The sequence below is a fragment of the Syntrophorhabdus sp. genome (genome assembly GCA_012719415.1).
In the GTDB taxonomy this organism is placed as follows: domain Bacteria; phylum Desulfobacterota; class Syntrophorhabdia; order Syntrophorhabdales; family Syntrophorhabdaceae; genus Delta-02.
Genome location: JAAYAK010000166.1, coordinates 1 through 3,139 on the forward strand (window position 1 = coordinate 1; position 3,139 = coordinate 3,139).

Annotated in this window: 3 protein-coding genes; all 3 read left to right on the forward strand. The window is 55.6% G+C overall.

Annotated elements, in window-relative coordinates:
- The first annotated feature begins 103 nt into the window (after window positions 1-103).
- Complete coding sequence (locus GXX82_09765) at window positions 104-508, forward strand: cache type 2 domain-containing protein (GenBank protein ID NLT23322.1); 405 nt, start codon at window positions 104-106, stop codon at window positions 506-508.
- 67 nt (window positions 509-575) lie between these two features.
- On the forward strand, window positions 576-2,216 hold the full coding sequence (locus GXX82_09770; protein NLT23323.1) for a methyl-accepting chemotaxis protein: 1,641 nt from the start codon (window positions 576-578) through the stop codon (window positions 2,214-2,216).
- A 141-nt stretch (window positions 2,217-2,357) separates the two neighbouring features.
- A complete protein-coding gene (locus GXX82_09775; protein ID NLT23324.1) occupies window positions 2,358-2,891 on the forward strand; it encodes a hypothetical protein in 534 nt (177 codons plus the stop codon).
- Window positions 2,892-3,139: the final 248 nt, after the last annotated feature.

The window sequence follows — 3,139 nt, forward strand, 5'->3', positions numbered from 1 at the left end:
AACTCAGCAGATCCGAATACACCAGATCATGGAGGGAAAGATTATGAGAAAGGTGAGTTTCTTCGTGGTATTCACGGTCTTCTTCGCGCTGGCATGTTTCGTTATGGCCAACCACGCTAGGGCTGCCGGCAACACCGCCGAGGCAAAGGCCCTCGTCGACAAGGCGGTCTCCTACGCCAGGGCAAACGGCAAGGACAAGACCATAGCCGAGATCAGCAAACCCAAGGGACAGTTCGACAAGGGGGAACTCTACGTCTTCGCCTATGACATGACGGCGACGGTCATCGCGCATCCCAAGAACCCCAGGATCATCGGCAAGAACCTTCTCGAGGTTCCCGATCCTGACGGAAAGTTCTTCAGGAAGGACGTCATCAACCAGGCAAAAACAAAGGGCAGCGGCTGGGTCGACTATAAGTACCTCAATCCGGAAACGAAGAAGATCGAACCCAAGACGACATATTTCGCGCGTTCCGGCGACATGATCCTCTGCGCGGGGGCGTACAAATAGCAGGCCGCGGGGGGACAGAGACCGGGTGACGGTCCCTGCCCCTTTCGAGCGCAAGGGGGGGGGAACGATGAGAAAGATGATCTCAAACCTCAAGATGCAGAAGAAACTTCTGCTGCCTCCGCTTACCGTCCTCGTCTTCCTTGTCATCTTCGGAATTATCTCATTCATAGGGATGGCGAGCCAGAGGTCAACGATAAACGAGATATACACCAACCGCTTTCAGGGCTATCAGACGATCTCCACCATAGTCAACGACATGAAGGAGGTCCACTCGAACACGTACAAGGTGCTCAGCTGGTCGAGCGCCGATTTCCTGAGGCAGAATGTCGAAAAGCTATCGAAGCACGTCTTCAAGACGATAGAGGAAACGGGCGCTCTCATGGAGAAGACCCGGGCATCGGGGAAGCTGTCGGAGACGCAGAAGAAACTCTACACCTCGTCCGCAACGTCGCTGAAGGCATACAGGGAATCCGTCGACAAGGTCATAGATATGTGCGGCAGCGATTTCAGCCTCGCTACGACACTGATGTTCCAGGCGGACAAGAGATTCGACGAACTCAACAAAAACCTCCAGGAACTTCTTGCCCTGGAGAACAAACTCGGCCGGGAAAGCTACGACGCGTCACTCACGACCTATAAAAGGGTCATCATGATCTTCATGGTCGTCATCATCGTGGCCATTGTCGCGTCCCTCTTCCTCAGTATCACGCTCACGCGCTTCGTGCTCGCCCCCATCCGGCGTACCGTTGAGGTTATCGGCGAGATATCGGATGGAGACCTCACCAGGAGAATCGATGTCGATTCAAGGGACGAGATAGGCGGGATGGCGGACAAGTTCAATGCCTTCGTGGAAAACCTCCACGAGACGGTCACCAAGGTGGCCGAAAGCAGCAACAGGGTCGCTTCCGCCGCCGACACCCTCGACGGCAATTCGGGTCAGATGGCGACAGGCGTCGAGCAGGCGGCTAACCAGATAAATAACGTGGCCACCGCAAGTGAAGAGATGTCGACAACATCGATGGAAATCTCCCAGAATTGCATCAAGGCCGCAAAAAGCTCGGAAAAGGCCAACAACTCCGCCGTATCGGGAGGGACCATTATCAGAGACACCGAAGAGGTCATGAACAGGATCAATGTGAGGGTCAAGGAATCGGCCGGGATCATCAAGAAGCTCGGTGAGCGTTCCGACCAGATCGGCGTCATAGTTGAGCTCATCAACGAGATTGCCGACCAGACGAACCTTCTCGCCCTCAACGCCGCTATAGAGGCTGCGAGGGCCGGAGAACACGGGCGCGGCTTCGCCGTTGTCGCCGACGAGGTGAAGAAACTCGCCGAGCGAACGACAGACGCGACACAGGAGATCGAAAAAACCATCCAGTCCATGCAGAGCGAGACAAAGTCGGCTGTCACCTCCATGGAACAGGGCGTCAAGGAAGTAGAGGTAGGAACAACTGAAACAAGCAAGTCCGGTATCGCCTTGAAGGATATCCTGGAACAGATCGGCCTCGTCGCGGCCGAAGTGAACCAGATAGCCGTCGCATCGGAGCAACAGACCGCAACCACAAATGAAATAACGAACAATATCCACCAGATATCGATGGCCATGCAGGAGACGGCGAGGAACATTCAGGGCAACGCCGGCGCGGCTTCCCAGATGGCAAGCCTCTCGAAGGAACTACAGGGCATCGTGAACCGTTTCAGACTGTAGCAGCGCACGCTTTCCGGAAAACAGGACCCATGGGCCCCCCGCTCATGGGTCTTATTATGTTCTTGCAATAGACCCGCAGGCTATAGGAAAATACAGGAGGATGATTTCTTCCGGTCGGAACACCATCGAGGAGGCAGACACATGAGACTATTCGGGATGAAAAAGGCTGCAAGAGAACCGTGGCCGTCCATATGCCGTCTGGCATGTCCCGTCCTCCTGGCGCTCCTGTGCCTTCTCATGTCCGCGCCCGATACGGCGGCTCAACGCAAGCCGGCACCGGCCGCCGCGACGCAGCCGTCGGGGGAGTTGTCCCGGCTCAAACAGGAGAAAGACGAGATCAGAACGGCCCGCCTCAAACTGTTCCAGGAGCAGAGCAACTTTCACGGCGAATACTACAAGCCTCTGGACCGGCTCAGAAAGCAGCTCGACATGCAGCAGGCAGACCTCTACGAGGAATGCTCGGGGGAAAAGTACGGCAAGAACCCTCAGTACTGCATAAAAGAGATGGGCAGGTTCAATGACGACGTCAGGTACTTCAATGAACGCCTCGACGACCTCAAGACAAGGTTTGCCAGCCAGCAGGCGCAGTTCCAGACCAAAAGCGACGATCTCGACAGGAAGGAACGGGAGATAGACCGCAAGATAAGCTCTCTCCAGGGCGTACAGCAAAGATAGAAAGAAGGCTTGAACAGCTTGAGCCGCTTGAACGTTCTTTATCCTTTTCATTTCGTCGGAAGGACCGCCCTGTGAACAGGAAGTCAGACGCTCGCGGGGGGTGGCCGGGTGAGACGGGGACCGTCAGGTGTCATTCCTGTGTTCATTTCTACATTACCTATGAAAGATCTTTTCCTTACGGCTGCAGGGCTATGGGGTTCAAGTCCCGGGTCATTCCCTCGCGGGAGGTGCTCTCAAGCTCCGGGATG